Source organism: Alsobacter sp. P4_H11, from assembly GCF_056400925.1.
In genome coordinates this window covers 288685-306394 of record NZ_JBFUKI010000001.1, presented here as the reverse complement: position 1 = coordinate 306394, position 17710 = coordinate 288685, and the positions used below count along the sequence as shown (strand labels likewise).

General features: G+C 67.2%; 16 protein-coding genes and 1 pseudogene. 6 read left to right on the top strand and 11 right to left on the bottom strand.

All coding sequences use genetic code 11. From position 1 onward, the window contains the following. Positions 1–29: 29 nt before the first annotated feature. The 3 genes from AC1DSZ_RS01385 (at position 30) to AC1DSZ_RS01375 (ending at position 3134) form a co-directional block, all read left to right on the top strand. Positions 30–971, top strand: a complete 942-nt coding sequence (locus AC1DSZ_RS01385; RefSeq protein ID WP_476836607.1) for an ABC transporter permease — start codon at positions 30–32, stop codon at positions 969–971. Next, positions 968–1843: an ABC transporter permease gene (locus AC1DSZ_RS01380; RefSeq protein ID WP_476836606.1), complete on the top strand. Its 876-nt coding sequence runs from the start codon at positions 968–970 to the stop codon at positions 1841–1843. The genes AC1DSZ_RS01385 and AC1DSZ_RS01380 overlap by 4 nt, the downstream gene beginning before the upstream one ends. 100 nt (positions 1844–1943) lie before the next feature. Beyond that, on the top strand, positions 1944–3134 hold the full coding sequence (locus AC1DSZ_RS01375) for a Gfo/Idh/MocA family protein (RefSeq protein WP_476836987.1): 1191 nt from the start codon (positions 1944–1946) through the stop codon (positions 3132–3134). A gap of 258 nt (positions 3135–3392) precedes the next feature. On the opposite strand, the pseudogene AC1DSZ_RS01370 reads toward AC1DSZ_RS01375, so the two are convergent. Continuing rightward, positions 3393–4303, bottom strand: a pseudogene (locus AC1DSZ_RS01370) (transposase); the annotation flags it as partial. 266 nt (positions 4304–4569) lie between these two features. Here AC1DSZ_RS01370 and AC1DSZ_RS01365 point away from each other — a divergent pair. Beyond that, on the top strand, positions 4570–5145 hold the full coding sequence (locus AC1DSZ_RS01365) for a hypothetical protein (RefSeq protein ID WP_476836605.1): 576 nt from the start codon (positions 4570–4572) through the stop codon (positions 5143–5145). Between the two features lie 152 nt (positions 5146–5297). Here the strand turns inward: AC1DSZ_RS01365 and AC1DSZ_RS01360 are convergent, their stop codons facing one another. From AC1DSZ_RS01360 to AC1DSZ_RS01330, 7 genes are all read right to left on the bottom strand, one after another. Continuing rightward, positions 5298–6164, bottom strand: coding sequence for a flagellar motor protein MotB (locus AC1DSZ_RS01360; protein ID WP_476836604.1), 867 nt, complete (start codon positions 6162–6164; stop codon positions 5298–5300). Between the two features lie 22 nt (positions 6165–6186). Next, positions 6187–7050, bottom strand: a complete 864-nt coding sequence (gene motA / locus AC1DSZ_RS01355) for a flagellar motor stator protein MotA (RefSeq protein ID WP_476836603.1) — start codon at positions 7048–7050, stop codon at positions 6187–6189. Positions 7051–7268: 218 nt separating this feature from the next. Further along, complete coding sequence (gene kce, locus AC1DSZ_RS01350) at positions 7269–8192, bottom strand: 3,5-dioxohexanoate:acetyl-CoA acetone transferase (RefSeq protein ID WP_476836602.1); 924 nt, start codon at positions 8190–8192, stop codon at positions 7269–7271. A 26-nt stretch (positions 8193–8218) separates the two neighbouring features. Next, entirely contained in the window at positions 8219–9172 is a 954-nt protein-coding gene (locus AC1DSZ_RS01345; RefSeq protein WP_476836601.1) for a 3-hydroxyacyl-CoA dehydrogenase, read from the bottom strand. Between the two features lie 19 nt (positions 9173–9191). Further along, entirely contained in the window at positions 9192–11732 is a 2541-nt protein-coding gene (locus tag AC1DSZ_RS01340) for a branched-chain amino acid ABC transporter ATP-binding protein/permease (RefSeq protein ID WP_476836600.1), read from the bottom strand. 8 nt (positions 11733–11740) lie between these two features. Then, positions 11741–12619 carry a branched-chain amino acid ABC transporter permease gene (locus AC1DSZ_RS01335; RefSeq protein ID WP_476836599.1) on the bottom strand — a complete coding sequence of 293 codons (879 nt, stop codon included), beginning with the start codon at positions 12617–12619 and terminating at the stop codon, positions 11741–11743. Between the two features lie 122 nt (positions 12620–12741). Further along, complete coding sequence (locus AC1DSZ_RS01330; protein WP_476836598.1) at positions 12742–13992, bottom strand: ABC transporter substrate-binding protein; 1251 nt, start codon at positions 13990–13992, stop codon at positions 12742–12744. Between the two features lie 175 nt (positions 13993–14167). Here AC1DSZ_RS01330 and AC1DSZ_RS01325 point away from each other — a divergent pair, with 175 nt between their 5' ends. Both AC1DSZ_RS01325 and AC1DSZ_RS01320 read left to right on the top strand, forming a co-directional pair. Continuing rightward, positions 14168–14866 (top strand): GntR family transcriptional regulator, encoded by a 699-nt coding sequence (locus AC1DSZ_RS01325; protein WP_476836597.1) that lies wholly within the window; start codon positions 14168–14170, stop codon positions 14864–14866. Between the two features lie 29 nt (positions 14867–14895). Then, the gene (locus AC1DSZ_RS01320) at positions 14896–15672 is read left to right on the top strand and encodes an SDR family oxidoreductase (RefSeq protein WP_476836596.1); all 777 of its coding nucleotides are present in this window, start codon (positions 14896–14898) and stop codon (positions 15670–15672) included. Positions 15673–15679: 7 nt separating this feature from the next. Here AC1DSZ_RS01320 and AC1DSZ_RS01315 read toward each other — a convergent pair whose 3' ends face one another. The 3 genes from AC1DSZ_RS01315 to AC1DSZ_RS01305 all read right to left on the bottom strand — a co-directional run bounded on the left by AC1DSZ_RS01315 (position 15680) and on the right by AC1DSZ_RS01305 (position 17664). Continuing rightward, a complete protein-coding gene (locus tag AC1DSZ_RS01315) occupies positions 15680–16771 on the bottom strand; it encodes an acyltransferase family protein (protein WP_476836595.1) in 1092 nt (363 codons plus the stop codon). A 70-nt stretch (positions 16772–16841) separates the two neighbouring features. Continuing rightward, positions 16842–17111 (bottom strand): GlsB/YeaQ/YmgE family stress response membrane protein, encoded by a 270-nt coding sequence (locus tag AC1DSZ_RS01310; protein WP_476836594.1) that lies wholly within the window; start codon positions 17109–17111, stop codon positions 16842–16844. Positions 17112–17151: 40 nt separating this feature from the next. After that, complete coding sequence (locus AC1DSZ_RS01305; RefSeq protein ID WP_476836593.1) at positions 17152–17664, bottom strand: YidB family protein; 513 nt, start codon at positions 17662–17664, stop codon at positions 17152–17154. Between the last annotated feature and the right edge of the window lie 46 nt (positions 17665–17710).

The following is a 17710-nucleotide window of genomic DNA, read 5'->3' as shown; positions in this document are numbered from 1 at the left end:
CGCCCCGCTTTCGTTTCCAAGGATCCGAGATGTTGCGATTCCTGGCCGGTAGGCTCGCGGTGGCGATCCCCACGCTGCTCCTGGTCTCGGTGCTCGTCTTCGGCTTACAGAAGCTGCTGCCGGGCGATCCGGCGCTGGCCCTCGCGGGCGAGGACCGCAGCCCGGAAGTCATCGCGTTTCTTCGTCAGAAGTACCAGTTCGACCAGCCCTTGCTGGTCCAGTACTGGATCTGGCTGAAGGCCTTCGCGTCGGGCGACCTGGGCACGTCGGTGCGCACCGGCCTGCCGATCGGCGCCATGGTGGCGGACAAGCTTCCGGTCACGATCGAGCTCTCCATCCTGTCCATGCTCATTGCGTTGGGGATCGGGGTGCCGGCCGGGGTGGCCGCGGCGCTGAACCGCGGCACGATCGTGGACTACCTCGTCGGCGTGCTCGGGCTGGCCGGCCTTTCTATCCCGAGCTTCTGGTTCGGCATCATGCTCATCCTCCTATTTTCGGTCACGATGGGCTTGCTGCCGTCGGGAGGTTACACGCCCTTTTTCGAGAGTCCCTGGGGCAACCTCAAGACCATGCTGCTGCCCAGCATCGTGCTGGGATCGGCGTCGGCGGCCATCATCATGCGCCACACGCGAAGCTCGATGCTGACGGTGCTGCGCCAAGACTTCGTGCGAACCGCAAGGGCGAAGGGACTTCCCGAGCGCACCGTGGTGGTCCGGCACGCCCTTCGGAACGGCCTCATTCCCGTGGTCACGCTGGCGACGTTGCAACTGGGCCAGCTTCTCTCGGGCGCCGTGCTGACCGAGCAGGTGTTCGGCATCCCGGGCTTCGGCAAAATGATCGTCGACGGCGTGTTCGGCCGTGACTACGCGGTTGTTCAGGCCGTAGTGATGTGCGCGGCCGCGTTCTTTCTCCTGCTGAGCCTCCTGGCGGATCTCGCCTATGCGGCCCTGAACCCCAGGATTCGCACATGAGCGCACCGGAGGTCGCCGCGGAATACGTCGGCCGAGGCTGGATAGGACGCAAGACCATCGCCGGGCGCCTCATCCGCGAGCCTGCCGCAATCCTGGGCGGCCTCATCATTTTCGGCTTCATGCTCGCTGCCCTGCTTGCGCCCGCAGTCGCGCCCTATGATCCCAACGCCTCCGACTGGATGGCCATTCGGCAGGCGCCTTCGGCGGCGCATTGGTTCGGCACGGACGATCTCGGCCGGGACGTCCTGTCGCGCGTGATCTACGGCGCGCGCGCGTCCCTGGCGGCGGGTTTCCTATCCGTCGGCATCGCGCTCGCGGTCGGCCTGCCCTTCGGCATGATCGCAGGCTATTTCGGCGGCATAGCCGACCTCGTGATCTCGCGCCTGACCGACGCTTTGCTGGCCTGCCCTTTTCTGGTGCTGGCGATCGCGCTCGCGGCGTTTCTCGGCCCGAGCTTGCAGAACGCGATGATCGCCATCGGGATTTCGGCGATGCCGGTCTTCGTCCGGCTCGCGCGAGGGCAGACGCTGGCCGTGCGACAAGAAGATTACGTCAGCGCGGCGTGGTCGGTCGGGCTGTCCCACCCCAAGATCCTGACCGCCTATATTCTGCCGAATATCTTGCCGCCGATCATCGTGCAGGCGGCGCTGACGACCGCCATCGCGGTTCTGGCCGAAGCCAGCCTCGCATTCCTCGGTCTCGGCCAGCTTCCGCCGGCGCCGTCCTGGGGGAGCATGCTCGACTCGGCTCGGCAGTTCCTGGTGGAGGCGCCCTGGATGGCGGTCTGGCCGGGGTTGGCGATCGTGGTCGTCGTGATCGGGTTCAACATGCTCGGCGACGCCTTGAACGATGCCCTGAACCCGCATGACTGAACATCGGTCCTCGGCCGGCGGACAACGCACAAAGGAGAAGACGACGGTGTTGCGCGACCAGCTTTCCACGCTCCGGATCGGCTTCATCGGAGCCGGGTTCATGGCGAACTTCCATCTCGCGTCTCTGGTGGGCGTCCGCAACGTGGAGGTCACGGGGGTCTACGCTCCCAGCCCCGGACGGCGGGACGCCTTGGCGGCCAAGGCGCGCGAGCAGGAGCTCGGCGCCTGCGTCGCGTTTCCGAGCATCGAGGAAATGCTCACCTCCGGCCAGGTGGACGCCGTGTGGCTGGTCAATCCCAACCACGCCCGCATCGAGGCCATGACCGAAATCCACCGCCTTGTGAAGCAGGGCGCGACGGGACTTCGGGCCGTGGCCTGCGAGAAGCCCCTGGCCCGAACTCTGCGCGAGGCGCGGCGTATGCTCGCCCTGATCGAGGATTGCGGGTTGCTACACGGCTACCTGGAGAACCAGCTGTTCTCGACGGCCGTGCTGCGAGGGCGCGACATTATCTGGCGGCGGGCCGTGCCGACGACCGGCCGCCCCTATATAGCCCGCGCCACCGAGGAGCATAGCGGCCCGCACGAGCCCTGGTTCTGGCAGGGTGAGTTGCAGGGCGGCGGCGTGCTGTCCGACATGATGTGCCACAGCGTGGAGGTCGCCCGCTTCATGCTCGCCGCGCCGGGAGAACCGCGCGACGCGCTGAAGCTCGTTTCGGCGAGCGCGACGGTGGCGAACCTGAAATGGACGCGGCCGGCCTATGCGGAGCGGCTGAAGGCTTCGATGGGCGCCGGAGTGGACTATGGCCGCCGCCCCGCGGAGGACTTCGCCCGCGGGCTCATCACCCTGCAGGACGCCGAAGGGAATGAACTGATCATCGAGGCGACGACGTCCTGGGCCTATGTCGGCGCCGGCCTGCGCATCACGCTGGAATTGCTGGGTCCGGAATACGCCATGGAGTTCAACTCCCTTGGCTCCGGCCTCAAGGTGTTCATGTCGCGGGCGGTCACGGGTAGCGCCGGCGAAGACCTTGTCGAGAAACAGAACGCCGAACAGGGCCTGATGCCCGTGCTCGAGGATGAAGCCGGAATCTACGGCTACACGCTCGAAAACCGCCATTTCGTCGAGGCTTTCCGAAAGGGAACAGCCCCGATGGAGACGTTCACGGACGGCGTCGAAGTCGTACGAATGTTGATGGCGCTTTATCGGTCCGCGGAACTGGGCCGCACGGTCAGTTTCGACGATGAGGACCTGGAAGACTATGTTCCTGTCGTTGCGCGCCCGTCGAGCTGAGCGGGGTGCGGTCGTGAAGTAATCGCCCAACCACAGCCAGGCTGGAACACACGCAACGCATCACCGCGAATGTCAGCTTTCAGCTCCAGCTGCTCATTGCCAATTTCAAGTCACTCCCCTGAGCGGACTTTGGCGATGTCCGCTGTGGGTCAGAAGCGCCCGTTCAGCTCAGTCGCCTTTGAGCCGATGTCGTTGAAAAAGACGCCTCGTGGCCCGAACAGAGACGCGGGCCACCCAGGGCGCGAAGCATCTTCTTTCTCAGGCCGGCATCATCTGCGATCCGTTGGGCAGGAGCTTGGCTGCCTTCTGAGGTTCTGCGCGGCGGCTGCAAGGTGGAACTCGTCTCGGGCTCCTTGGGGCCCGCGCAGGCGCAATCGGTCGAGCCTCCAAGTTGCGCTTCAGATGCGCGAACAGCACCTCCACCTTTTTCCGCTGCCGGCGTGAGGTGACGTACTCCTCAGGTGGCGATGGCGCGAGCCATATCGCGAGCCCCTTCTTGGATCGAGCGTGGGATCTTGCGGGCCGGCGTGTTGGGGCAGCACCGAGGCTTCATGAAGCAGGCGTCGGCATTCGTGTTTGCTGGCGCGGTAGCGCATCATGCCGTCCTCGTCGGCCAGCGGACGAGCGTTCCGGAAGGTTCTCTGTCGCTGTCGCAACAGTTTGCCGGCGGGGCAGACATAGGCGTCCTGGCCGTGGTTGTAGGTGAACTCCGACCGGCTGAAGGCGCCGTCCTGGCGCTCCGACTTGTCGAAGACCGGGATATTGGGCTCGATCCCGCGCTCGTGGACGAGCCAGGCAAGGTTCTCGGCCGAGCCGTAGGCACTGTCTGCGGCGAGGCGGGCCGGCCAGAGGTCGAAGCGGTCCTGCGTTCGCTCGATCATGGTGCGAGCTGCGCCGACCTCGGCTTGCCGGATCGCGCGGCTGGCTTCGAAATCGAAGATGACGGCGTGCTGGAGGTCGATCAGGTAGTTGGTCGCATAGGCGAAGAAGGCGTGCCCCTTCATGGCCGCGGTCCATTGCGCCGCTGGATCAGACTTGGACACGATCTTCGGCTTCACCTCGCTGGGGGCGCCCCAAACCGATTGGTCGAGCGTGTCCAGGTATTCCCGGACCGACCGCCTCAGCTCGCCAAGAGCGGTCCAGTCCACCGTCTCGCATCCGTCGGCGGAAGATCACCTTGCGATCAGCAAAAGCCACCCAGTTCGGGAATGTACGAGACCGGCGTAGGACGCCCCCCTTCGAGCGCTGACCACCGCGAGCTGGGGTTACCGCTGGGGTAGAGCCTCAAAATAAAAAAAATACGCAAGATTATCCGCAGCTTGTTAGGTAAATTTGACGGACACCCCTTCCGCCAAATTATTGGCTTCCATTTCTGTTCTGACCGGAAAAGGTCTGCGAAACCGCGCTCCCCTGCCCCGCCTCAATCGAACTGACGATGAACGACGATAAGCTCCTGCAGAACCTGATCCCGTACCGGATGCAGGCGGTGGAAACTCTCAACTATGCGCTGCGCCTCCGGTCTAACTGGGCTGGTTCACCTTCCCTAACGATGTACGTCGACGGCAACCAGATCATGGAAGGCAACCTGAATGCCTTCACGAACCCAGCAATCGAGGCCGGGCTAGTGCACTGCCGGGCGCTGCTCGAGTTTTTGGGCCTGCGCGAAAAGAACGGTCGCCTCCTCGGCAATCGAAAGCGAAAGCCAGACGACGTCGGGATCGAGCATTTCAGCAACGCCGATGGGCCGCTGAAGACGGTCGATCCTGAAACGGCGCTGAGCCGGTACGAGGGCGGTAGGCAGGAAGCAGAGGAAGCCCTGGTGGCGGTGTTTCACATGACAAACAAAGGGCTGGCGCACATCACGGCAGACCTGTCCGAACACCCCGAGCATGGAAGGCTGCTCGAGGTCGGCAGCCGTGGCGTGCCATCACTCGTGATCAGCTACTTGTACACGCCACTGGGCTTGATGGCGCCGAGCTATGAGCTCAGCTCGCGCCCAAGGAAGGCATAGCGCTTATGGTTGCAAGCGAAACCGATGGTGCGATTTCTGAGGGGAACAATGAGGTTTCCGAATAGCTTGGCGGACACTCGCGACTGGCGCCCTTTCCGCTACGCTGCATCCCAAATCCAGCGTTCCACCCGGGCGAGCCGAGGCTCCCGCGGTTAGCGGAAGGCGCCCGGGGGCATCGGCGGCGCTTCGTTGATCAGCGTGATCGTCAAGCGCTGGTTCGACGCGAGGTGGGGGTTGTCGGGGAACACCGGCTCGGTGTCGGCGCGTCCCGCAACGGAAGTGAAGCGGTTGCTCGGGAAACCGGCGGTCGACAGGATCTCGCGCACCGCGACCGCGCGCCCGGCGCTGAGGCCCCAGGAGTCCGAACTCTGCGAGCCCGGGCGCGTGGCGGCCGTGTGGCCGGTGACGGAGAGGCGGTTGTTCAGCCGGCGCAGGGTGGGCGCCAGCGCCACCAGCACGAGACGGGTGCGCTCATAGGGGTTGACCGAGCCCTCGGGGAACATCGAGCGGCCGTCCTGGTCCGTGAGGGAGACGTTCACGCCCTCCCGGGTCGCCTCGACCACGATGTTGCGCGACAGCTCGGTGTATTCGGGCATCTTCTGGAGCGCTTCGCGGATGCTTGCGGCGGCGCTCTGGTTGGCCCCGCTGGCGATCGGGCGGCTGGGATCCCGGATGAGCGCGGTCGGCGGGCTGGGCTCGCGGTCGCTGACGCGGCCCGTTCCACCCACCGGCGCGTCGCGAATGTCCGACGCCTTGCTGCCCGGCTTGTCGATGGCGGCGCCCATCAGGATGCCGCCGGAGCCGCTGGTGGTGGGGCTGACGTTTGGCGGCGAGAAGTAGTTCGCGAGGCCGGTCTTCTGCTCCTGGGTGGTCATGCTGATCAGCCACATCAGCAGGAAGAACGCCATCATGGCGGTCACGAAATCCGCATAGGCGATCTTCCAGGCGCCGCCATGGTGCGCGTGCGCGGACTTCTTGACCTTCTTGACGATGATCGGCCGGATGGAATTGTTGGCCATCGAGTTCCTGCTGGAATTTGGATCAGGCGGCGGCGGGCAGATCGGCGGTCGCGGCTTCCACTTCGCTGTAGGTCGGGCGGACCTCGCTGAAGAGCGCCTTGCGGGCGAACTCGATCGACATCACAGGCGGCTGGCCGCCGATATGGGCGAGCAGGCCCGCCTTGAGCGAGGAGTAATACTTGGACTCCGCCTCGAAGGTGCTCTTCAGCGAGGCCGCCATGGGGGCGAAGAAGCCATAGGCTACGAACACGCCGAAGAACGTGCCGACCAGCGCGCCGCCGATCAGGTGGCCCAGCACCTCCGGCGGCTCCGAGATGGCGCCCATGGTCTTGATGACACCGAGCACGGCCGCGACGATGCCGAGCGCCGGCGTGCCGTCCGCGAGCGACTGCATCGCGGTGATGATGCGCTCCTGCTCCTGGTGATGCGTCTCGAGCTCTTCGTCCATGAGAGCTTCGATCTCGTAGGCGTTGTCCGCGCCCATCGTCACCATGCGCATGTAATCGCAGACGAATTCCACCGCGTGATGGTTCGCCGCGAAGGTCGGGAAGGCGTTGAACAGGGAGGATTCGCTCGGATTTTCGATGTGCGGCTCGATGGCCGTCATGCCCTTCTGCTTCGCGAGCTTGTACAGGGTGAACTGCATCCCGAGCAGCTCGACATAGCATTCCTGCTTGTATTTGGGGCCCTTGACGAGCGCGCCGAGCATGGAAGGCACAGATTTCAGCACCGGCGCGGGGTTGCCGATGATGAAGGCGCCGATCGCCGCGCCGAGGATGATCACGAACTCGAAGGGCTGCCACAGAACCTCGAGGTGGCCGCCCATGGCCGCGTAGCTGCCGAAGACGCAGGCGAAAACGAGAATTGTGCCGACGATCAGCCGCATGGCTTACCACCCCCGCGGATGTTCCCGCTGAAAACAACTTAGAAGGGAAATGGCTGATCCAGGTTAAAAACCCGTTTAGAACCAAGCAAATGCGGGTTTGCACGCATGATACCTTGGACGCCGAACTGCGGGAGTCAGGCATCCCTGACCCCAAAAGCCGGGCTGTTTCGACGCCTTCGCGTCGTCGCCTTTCGCCTGCGCGCGGCTTTGCTCCGGCGTCAGACGTCGACCTTGTCGCCGCCCTTGAGCGACAGGATCTCGCGCGCCTCGTCCGGTGTCGCGACCTGCAGGCCGAGGCCCTCGATGATTCGCCGCGCCGACGCCACCTGCTCGGCGTTGGATTGGGCCAGCTTGCCGGGACCGGCCCATAGCGAGTCCTCCAGCCCGACGCGGATGTTGCCGCCCATGGCGGCCGACATGGCGGCGATCGGCAATTGGTGGCGCCCCGCGCCCAGCACCGACCACCGGTACTTGTCGCCGAACAACCGGTCCGCCGTCCGCTTCATGTGGATGACGTCCTCCGGATGGGCTCCGGTGCCGCCCATCAGGCCGAACACGGTCTGGACGAAGAGCGGCGTCTTCACGAGCCCGCGGTCCAGGAAATAGGCCAGGTTGTAGAGGTGCGAGGTGTCGTAGCACTCGAATTCGAAGCGCGTTCCGGTCTCCGACAAGGTCGTGAGAACGTATTCGATGTCCTGGTAGGTGTTGCGGAACAGGATGTCCTTGTTGCCGAGGTATTTCGGCTCCCACTCGTGCTTGAAGGTCTTGAAGCGATCGAGCATCCCGAACAGGCCGAAATTCATCGAGCCCATGTTCAGCGAGGCCACCTCCGGCTTAAAGGTCGCGGCGGGGCGCACCCGCTCCTGCACGGTCATGGTCGGGGCGCCGCCGGTCGTCAGGTTGATGACGCAGTTGGAGCGCTGCTTGATGACCTTCAGGAATGGCGCGAACGCCTCGGGGGTCTGGTCGGGCTGCCCTGTCGTAGGATTGCGCGCGTGAAGATGCACGATCGCCGCGCCCGCCTCCGCCGCCCCGATGGCGGCGTCCGCGATCTCCTCCGGGGTCACCGGCAGGGCCGGCGACATCGAGGGCGTGTGGATCGCGCCCGTGACGGCGCAGGTGATGATGACTTTGCGGCTCATGGCTGTTCTCGTGTTCGAGGGGGCGTTCAGGCGGGGTCGGGCGCGGCGCGCTTGTGGGCCGCCAGCGCGGCGAGCCTCTCGTTGCGCCAGCGCGTGCGTTCGGCGACGCGCTCGGGCGTGGCGGCATGCGGCCACGCGGCCGCGACCCGGTCGATGTTGGGGCTCTCGTAGACCTCAGGCCCGGCGGCGTCGCGCGCCAGCCCCTTGTAGAAGCCGGTGTAGCGGGCGCAGTAGTCCGGGATGCCGCCCGGCGCGTTCAGCTCGATCGTCTCGAACGGACCCATGAAGGACCAGCGCAGGCCGAGGCCGTCCTTCACCGTGTGGTCGAGGTCCTCGGCCGAGACATAGCCCTCCCCCACCAGCCGGAAGGCCTCGGCCAGCAGCGCGCCCTGCAGGCGATTGAGGATGAAGCCGTCGACCTCCTTCTTCACCGTGATGGGCGCCTGGCCGATGGCGCTGAACACCGCGCGGGCGCGCTCCACGGTCTCGGGCGAGGTCCATGGCGCGCCGCAGAGCTCGACGATGGGCACGAGGTGGGGCGGGTTCACCGGGTGCGCGACGATGCAGCGGGCGCGGCCGGGCAGCCCTTCGGTGAAGCGCGACGCCACGATCGCGGAGGTGGAGGAACACAGGATGGCGTCAGGCGGCGCCAGTCGGTCCAGCTCGGCGAAGATCGCCTGCTTCTGCTCCACGACCTCGGGCCCGTTCTCCTGCACGAAGGAGACGCCCGCCAGCGCGTCCGCAAGCGAGGCCGCGACGGCGATCCGGGCCGCCGCTCCATCCGGGTCGTCCGCGAGCCCGTGGCGGGCCAGCTTGCCGAGCTCCTCGCTGATCTGCCCCGAAGCGGCGGCCAGCGTCGGTGCGTGCGGGTCCCAGAGGCGCACCTGCCATCCTGCTCGGGCGAAGATGGCCGCCCAGGCGCGTCCGATGAGCCCCACGCCCACGATGGCGACAATGTTTTGGTCTGCAGCGTTCGGCATCACGAACCTCAGCGTTGTTTCAGAGCCAGAGCACCTTGCGGCGCAAGTCGAGATCGTCGCGCAGCGCCTTGGAAGGACCGGTGTGGATCACCTGCCCGCGTTCAAGCGCGACGGTGGAGTCCGACAGCGCCAGCGCCAGGTCGAGGTGGTGGTCGACGATGATGATCGCGACCTCGCGCCGGAGCCGGTCGAAGGCCTCGAAGAGCTGCTCCACCACGGCGGGCGCGAGACCTTCGAAGGGCTCGTCCAGCAGGAGCACCCGCACGTCGCCCGAGAGCGCCCGCGCCACCGCCACCATCTGCTGCTCGCCGCCCGACAGATAGTCGGCGGGGCTGTCCAGCCGCTCGCGGATGCGCGGGAAATATTCGTAAATCCGCTCCAGCTCCCAATGGACGCCATTGCCGGTCTGGCGACGCAGCCGGCCGAGCTCGAGGTTCTGCGCCACCGTCATGCCGGCGAAAAGCCCCCTGCCCTGCGGCACGTAGCCGACGCCGAGCCGCGCCGTCTGCGCCGAGGGCCGGCCGACCAGTTCGGCCCCGGAGAGCCGGATGGAGCCCGACTTCGCCGGCGCGATCCCGGTCAAGGTCTTCAGCAGCGTCGACTTGCCAGCCCCGTTGCGCCCCAGCAGGGCGACGACCTCGTGCTCGTGCACGGTGAGCGAGACATCCCGGAGGATGTGGCTCTTGCCATAGAACGTGTCGACGTTCCGCAGCGTCAGCAGCTCGGCCTTTTCGGCCGCGGTCTCGCGCGGCTTGGCGGCGACGCTGGCCGCGCCGGAGCCGATATAGACCTCCTGCACGCGCGGGCTCGTGCGAGCATCCTCCACCGTGCCGTCGAGCAGTACGGCCCCGTCGTTCATCACCGTCACATGGTCTGCGAGCTGGAAGACGCGGTCGATGTCGTGCTCCACCAGAAGCACCGGCAGATCGGCGGAAATGCGCTTGATGATGGCGCCGATGCGTTGGCGCTCGGCCGCCGCGAGGCCGGCCAGTGGTTCGTCCAGCAGCAAGATGCGCGGGGCGGTCGCCAGCGCGAGACCCATGTCGAGCAGGCGCTGCCCGCCATAGGAGAGCGATCCGGCCTCGGCGCGTTCGATGCCGGCGACCCCCAGATAGCGCACCATCTGCTGCGTTTCGTCCGCGATCCCGGCCAGGGCCGTTGCGGGCTTCCAGAAGCCGAAACGGCCGGAATGCCGGGCCTGGACGGCGATCCGCAGGTTCTCCTCCACGGAGAGGCCCGCGAAGAGGTTCGTGATCTGGAACGAGCGCCCGATGCCGGCCGACGCGATCGCCTCGGGCGACCGGCCGACCACCGAGCGGCCCAGCAGCAGCACGTCGCCCTTGTCGGGCGCGAACATGCCGGACAGCAGGTTGAACGCCGTCGTCTTGCCCGCTCCGTTGGGGCCGATCAGGGCATGCAACGTGCGGTCCTGGATCGCGATCGTGACATCCCGCACGGCGTTGATTCCGCCGAAGCGCTTGGAGATCCCCGTCGCGGCGAGGACAGCGCCCTCGATGCGCTCCTTCGGGCGCAGTGAGTCCGGCAGCGGCATGTCCTCGGTGCGGCGCGCCGACATGGCGGCGTCCTCGACGACGGTCTTGCGGAACGGCGCGAGCAGGCGCTCCGCGACGCCCACCAGCCCGGACGGCGAGAACACGATGAAGCTGACGAAGACGAGGCCGAACCAGAACAGCCAGTTCTCGGTGTAGATGGACAGGAACTCGCGAAACAGGATGTAGAAAAGCGCCCCGATCGCCGGCCCCAGGAAGCTCCTCATGCCGCCGATGACCACCATGGCGAGGAGCTCCCCCGAGAACGTCACCGAGATCGGCTCGGCCGAGGTCATGCGGTTCTTGTAGAGCAGCAGCACGCCCGCCAAGCCAGTGAGCACGGCCGAGAGCACGAAGGCGGCGAGCTTGTAGCGGTTGGTGGGGTAGCCGAGGAACCGGGCGCGCTGCTCGTTTTCGCGGATGGCGACCAGCACGGTTCCGACGGGCGAATGATGGAAGCGCCAGAGGCCGACCAGCACCGCGAAGGCAAGCGCGGCCACGAACCAGTAATAGGGCGCGGAGGCCTCCAGATCGACGCCCAGGATGACCGGCCGGGTGATGCCCGCTAGGCCGTTCTCGCCGCCCGTAACCTCGGTCCAGCGGAATGCGACCACATACATCATGGCCGACAGAGCGAGGGTCAGCAGCGAGAAGTAGACGCCGCGCCGGCGCAGGATCAGTGACCCGAAGGCGGCCGCCAGAAGGCCGACCAGCGCCAGCGCGAGCAGGGTCGGGCCGAAAAACGCGCCCGGCATCCAGTGGCGCTGGATGAGGCCGGCCGCATAGGCGCCGAGCCCGAACCAGGCGCCGTGGCCGAAGGAGACGAGCCCCGTGTGCCCGACCAGCACGTTCAGCGCCATGCACGCCATCGCGTAGACGACTACCTCGGTGGCGGACGTCATCGTGAGCCCGAGCGCCAGCAGCGCCGCCGGCAGCAGCACCAGCGCGACAGCGGCGGAGACGAGCGGCAATGGAACGCGCGCCAGGGTGGAAGCGGACGGCTTGGACATGGCGCGCCTCACTCGAACCGGGTGATGCGCTCGCCGAGCAGGCCGCGCGGCCTGAACAGCAGAACGAGGAGCATGAGCAGGTAGATCGCGGCCGTGGACCCGGCGGAGTAGCCGACGGCCACCATCATGCCCTTGACCAACCCCACCAGCAGCGCCGCCAGCACGACGCCCCAGAAGGACCCCAGTCCGCCGATGACCACGACCACGAAGGCCGGCGTGATGATCTCCGCGCCCATGGCGGGGTGCACGGCGTAAATCGGGGCCAGCAGCACGCCCGCGAGGCCGGCAAGGCCGATGCCGAGCGCAGCGACGGCGGCCATGTAGGGCTCGAGCGATATGCCGAGGGCGCCCACCATGTCGGGGTTTTGCACGCCGGCGCGCACCACCCGGCCGAAGGCGGTTCTGTGCAGCAGCAGCCAGAGGGCGGCCACGCAGCCAATCGCGATCAGGAGCAGCACCGTCCGGTAGTAGGAATACACGAAGTCGCCGAGGAAGATCTGGCCACGCAGCGCCTGCGGGATCGAGTAGCTGAGCGGCGGCGCGCCGAAGATCATGCGCAGCGCCTGTTCGGCCACCATCGCCAGCCCGAAGGTGAGCAGCAGCGACAGGATGGGGTCGGACCGGTAGAACCGCCGGAACAGCAGCCGCTCGATGGCGACGCCGAGCAGCGCCACGGCGACCGGCGACAGGATCAGCGATCCGCCGAAGCCCACATAGGGCGACATCACCAGCGTGAGGTAGGCCCCGATGGCGTAGAACGCGCCATGCGCGAGGTTCACGATTCCGCCCAGCGAAAAGATGAGCGACAGCCCCAGCGCTATCAGCAGGTAGTAGACGCCGTCGAGAAGGCCGTTCAGCACCTGCTGGAGAAAGAGCACGAGCGTCAATGGCGTGTTCCCTGTGGTCCGCGCGTGGCGACAAGACGATCGAGCCGCCGGACGGGCGGCGGACGGCGACGGGCGTCGCCGCCGGTCGCCGTCAAACGCCCGTGGGTGAGGCCGGGCGCGGCCTACGCGAAGGTGCAGCTCGCCTCGTCCTTGGTGGACGCGATGACCTCGAGATCCTCGTTCGGCCCCGGCACCGGGCCCGTGGAGGTGAAGATGTCCCACTGGTTCTTCACCTGGTCCGCCGGCAACGCCGTGACGGCGTACATCTCGTGCATGAGTTGGTGGTCCGAGGCGCGGAAATAGCCCGGGCGGGTCTTCAGGAGGTCGAACTTCGCGCCCTTCTCCCAATGCTCGATGAGCTTGACGCTGTCGGGCGTCTTCAGCTCGTTCATGCTCTGGGCCACGATCTTCATCGCGATGTAGTCGCCCCAGGCCTGGTTCTCGGGCGGCTTGCCGTATTTCTTGGTGAAGGCGCCCACGAAGCTCTTCGTGCCGGGCGTGTCGAGCAGGTGGTGCCACACCACCGGCCACGTGCCGACGAAGTTGCCCTTGCCGGCCGCCCAGGCGAGCGCCGTATCGAAGCCGAAGCCGCCGACCGGGAAGGTGAGGCCGAACTCGGCGTATTGCTTTAGGAAGTTGGTGATCTGGTTGCCGGCGAGGTTTAGCACCACGAGGTCCGGCTTGGCGCTGCGGATTTTCAGCAGGTAGGCCGAGAAGTCGGTGGCGTCGGTCGGCACCAGCTCGTCGCCTGAGAACTTGCCGCCATTGCCTTCCATGAAGCGCTTGGCGACCTTCAGGAGGTCGTGCCCGAAGGCGTAGTCGGCCGTCAGCGAGTACCAGGACTTGCCCTTGACGAGCCCGGCCGACAGGAACGAGCGGCCGACCGACTTCACATACATCGAGTTCTGCGACTCGACGTGGAACATGAACTTCTTGCAGTCCGCGCCCCGCAGCGCGTCGGAGTTGCCGCCGGTATTGACGTAGAGAATCTTGTTGCGCTGGGCCACCTGCGCGATCGTCAGGCACGAGGCGGACGAGATCTCGCCGATGATGCAGGCGACCTTGTCGCGCTCGATCATCCGCTCGGCCTTGGTGGAGGCTGTCTGCGGGTTCACCGAATCTTCCTTCAGGAGCTCGATCTTGCGGCCGTTGACGCCGCCCGCCGCGTTCAGCTCCTCGACCGCGAGGTCGATGGCCATCACGCCGTATTCGCCCAGCGGCCCGAGGAATCCCGTGCGGGGCGTGAGGTGGCCGATGCGGATCGCCTCGCTCTGGGCGCGCACGATGGCCGGGGCGCCGATGCCGGCGAGCATGGCGACGCCGCCGGCGGTCTTGAGCAGGCCGCGGCGTGACAGCGGAACACGGGTGTCCATGGTGGAGATCCTCCTGCGACGGTTTCGTCGACGCGTTTCCTCGACCAGCCGATCCGGGGCGGGCTCTCTGCGGAGCCCTCGCGCCTTGCCGTGATCTGTGATCACAGTTAAGTTGCCGCTGATGACGACGCTTGTCCAGCCTTGTTTCGGGCTGGCGCCAAAGCCAGGGCTGCGCTTGGACAATCGGGACACTCTCGAGCAGATCGAACCGCTGGACCGGCAGACGCTGGGCGAGCGCGCCTATGCGCGGCTCAGCGAGCTGCTGGTGTCGGGGCGAATGGCGCCGGGCGAGAAAGTGTCGCTGCGCGGCGCCGCCGGAGCGCTCGGCGTGTCGATGATGCCGGTTCGCGAGGCCGTCAGCCGGCTGGTCGCCGACCGGGCGCTGGAGGTGACGCCCAACCGGGCGATCCGCGTTCCGGTGATGAGCGCCGCCCAGTTCCGCGAACTCGCCAACGTTCGCATCGCCATCGAGGGACATGCGGCGGCCGAAGCCGCCCTGCGGCGCAGCGACCACGACCTCGCGCAGATCGAGGCCGCGGAGGCGGCCTTCCGGCGCCAGAGCGCCCTCCCCGCTCCGGATTCCGGGCAGACGGTCGGGCTCAACAAGGATTTCCACTTCGCCGTTTATGCGGCCGCCGGCTCGCCGCTGCTGGTGGAGATCATCCGGGGCCTGTGGCTGAAAGCCGGGCCCGTGATCAACCTCGACCTGCGCGCCAGTCCCGATCGCCTTCGCGAAGGCGGCGCGCTGCGGTTCCACGCCGACGCGCTGGCGGCCATCCGGGCCCGCGACGGCGCGGCGGCCCGGGCGGCGATCGCGGCGGACATCACCGGCGCGGCCGACTTCATCATCAGCCGGGGCGCGCTCGCGCCCTGAGCCCCGAAACACGGAGCGGAGGGACCATCATGGATCTGGGCATCAACGGCCTGCGCGTCATCGTGACGGCCGGGGCCAACGGCATCGGGCTCGAGATCGCGCGCGCCTTCGTGCGCGAGGGCGCCCGGGTGCATGTCTGCGACGTCGACGAGGCGGCCCTCGCGATGCTGGGGTCGAGCGACCCGGCGCTTACCTGGTCGGTGTGCGACGTCGCCGACCGCGCCTCGGTGGCGCGCCTGTTTGAAGACGCGCTGGGCGCGCTCGGCGGGCTCGACACGCTGGTGAACAACGCCGGGATCGCCGGGCCGACCGGCAAGGTCGACGAGATCCATCCCGAAGATTGGGACCGCTGCCTGGCGGTCTGCCTCACGGGACAGTTCAACTGCGCCCGCCTGGCGGCCCCGCATCTTCGCCACAGCCAGAACGGCTCGATCGTGAACCTGTCCTCCTTGGCCGGGCGGCTCGGCTTTTCGATGCGCTCACCCTATGCGGCCGCGAAATGGGGCGTGATCGGCTTCACCAAGTCGCTCGCGATCGAGCTCGGCGGCGACGGCGTCCGGGTCAACGCCATCCTGCCGGGCCTCGTGGCGGGCGATCGGCAGCGCCGGGTGCTGGAGGCAAAGGCGCAGCAACGCGGCATTGGATTTGCGGAGATGGAGGCGATCGCGTTCTCGTACACGTCCATCAAGGAATACGTGACGCCGCAGCAGCTTGCGGATCAGATCGTGTTTCTGGCCAGTCCGCGGGGCCGGACCATCTCGGGCCAGGCCATCTCGATCTGCGGCGACACGCAGATGCTCGCCTGACGAGGTTTTACGCCGCCGTGGGGTCCCGCTGCGCGCGCACCCGGGGCCGGGGCTCGCGATCGAGGCGCGCCCAGGCCGGACGGGTGAACAGGAAGCCGAGGCGCGTGCCGCGCGTCACGAGATCCAGCAACACCGGCACGGCGATCGCGAAGGCAGACACGCCGAGCGCCAGCCAGCCCGCGTCCCCATCCGGAAACAGGCGCACCGCCACGGCGCGGCCGACCGCCATCGGCAGGAAGAAGGCGAGGTAGATCACGATCGAGCGCTCGCCGAGCACGCGCAGCCACGGCCATCGTCCGGAGTTGGCGAGCAGGGCCGAAACCGTCACCACCGCGCCCGCCCCGACGAGCCCGAGCGCCAGCCGCAGGCCGGGCGCCTGGGCGAGCGAGGCTTCGCCTATAGCCGGCGCCGGCGTGAACACGGCGGCGGCGTTCAGCGCCGCCCAGGTTACCAACGCGGCGAGCGCGACCAGCCGATGCGCGACGACGGCCCGCGCCAGCGCGAACACGGCCGGGGCCGCGACCGCGCCGGTGACGAAATACACCCACCGGCCCGCGAGCTCGTCGATCACGGTCCAGCCGGTGTGGAAGCCCGCTGTCTCCAGCAGCGCCGCCGCGAGCCACACCACGAGCGGATGAAATCCGCGCAGCGCCTTGCCGAGCACGAAGAAGATGGGCAGCAGGTAGATGAACCAGAGCGTGCCGAACGGCTCGATGGGGGCAAGCATGAATTCGCGCAGCGTCGCCTCGTCGCCGGTCGCGAGCGCCGCAGGCGCCTTGAAGGCGAACTGAACCAGCACCCAGAGCGCATAGAAATAGGCGAAATGGAGCGCCTTCGCGTCCAGATAGCCGCGCCAGGGCCGGTCGATGACGCGCGACAGGAACAGGCCGGAGATCAGGAAGAAGTCCGGCATGCGAAACGGCCGGGCGAAGGCCACGGCCGTGTGCATGAAGCCCTCGCGGCCGAGCGTTTCGCCCAAGCCCAGGGTCGTGTGCATCATGACGACCATCACGATGCACAGGCCCTTGGCGTAGTCGACGAAGTCGATACGGGCCGGGAGGGACGTATCAGCGTGAGCGGTTCGCGATGCCGGCTGCATGAAGCCAGCATCGCATGGGCGGGTTAAGACCGACCTTCGGTAAGCCGAAGCGGTCGAACCTCCCGTCCGTTCAGGTGAGCGGCGTGGTGTTGCGGCGCCCGGTCACCATGCCCCAGATCACGAGCACGATGATCGCGCCCACGACCGCGCCGATGAGGCCTGCGCCCTCGCCTGCCCGGTACCAGCCCAGCGCCTGACCCAGGAACGTCGCCACGAACGCGCCGATGATGCCCAGGATCGCCGTCATGATGAAGCCGGCCGGCTCGTTGGAGCCCGGATGGATGAACTTCGCGATCACGCCCGCAACGAAGCCGATCAGGATGGTCCAAAGAATGCTCATGGTGTCGCCTTTCGTTGGCGTTCGGGGGAGATTGTGGTGACTAGACCCAGCGCTCTTTCACGTCTTCGGGAGTGGGGACGCGCCCATCGGGCGTGAACTGGTCGACGGCGGCGGGAAGCTGCTCGGACAATTCGCGCAGCACGTCGTCCTGGCTCATTCCGGTCTGCTGGGAGAGTTCGTTGATGGTGTCGGGGCCGAGCGCCTGGCCGAGCTGGTGCGGCGCGATCGGCTGGTTCTGGCCGGTTCCTACCCAGGAGTTCGCCGCGTCGCCATGGCCGCTGTTGCGCAGCTGGTCGAGAATGGAGTTCAACCCGCCGCCGCTGACGAGGCCGCCCAGCAGACCGCCAAGGCCGCCGCCGAGCATGCCGCCGCCGAGCCCGCCGCCGCCCGTGAGGCCGCCCAGCAGCCCGCCGCCGGCTCCGCCGCGCAGAATGTCGCCGAGCCCGCCGCCGTGTCCGGTCTGGGGCGCAACGCCGCCGGACGCCGGGTCGAGGCCTGCATCCGCAGAGGGTCTGGAGGTGTAGTGCTGGTAGGCCTTCGCGGCCAAAAGCATCAGGAGCGCCTTAGTGATCGGCGAACTCGAGCTGCCCGGAAAAGAA